General features: G+C 66.9%; 1 protein-coding gene. It reads right to left on the bottom strand.

Features of this window, described 5'->3' with window-relative positions; all coding sequences use genetic code 11:
- A partial coding sequence (locus RG959_RS24605; RefSeq protein ID WP_342799346.1) for an SPFH domain-containing protein occupies window positions 1-251 on the bottom strand: 251 nt, incomplete at both ends.

Below are 251 nucleotides of genomic sequence, written 5' to 3'. Positions count from 1 at the left end.
GTCCTGCAGATCCTGCATCGTCATTTGCGCGGCGGTCGAGCGCAGCGCATCGACGAACTTGTCGTCGACGAGCGCGCGCAGGTTTTCGGGCGCCAGCGTGCGCTGGCCGAGCGTCTGTGCGGCGGTCGACACGCCCTCTTCGGTCGGCGCGACCCGCACGAAGAAGGCAACGACCACGTCGACGCGCATCCGGTCCTTCGTGATCAGGCTGTCGTGCGTCGCGCGGCTCACTTCGAGCTTCAGCGTGTTCA

The sequence above is a fragment of the Domibacillus sp. 8LH genome, assembly GCF_038806185.1.
Lineage (GTDB): Bacteria > Bacillota > Bacilli > Bacillales > Domibacillaceae > Domibacillus > Domibacillus indicus_A.
Note: the sequence above shows the minus strand (reverse complement) of the source record. Positions and strands in the feature narration are given on the sequence as shown.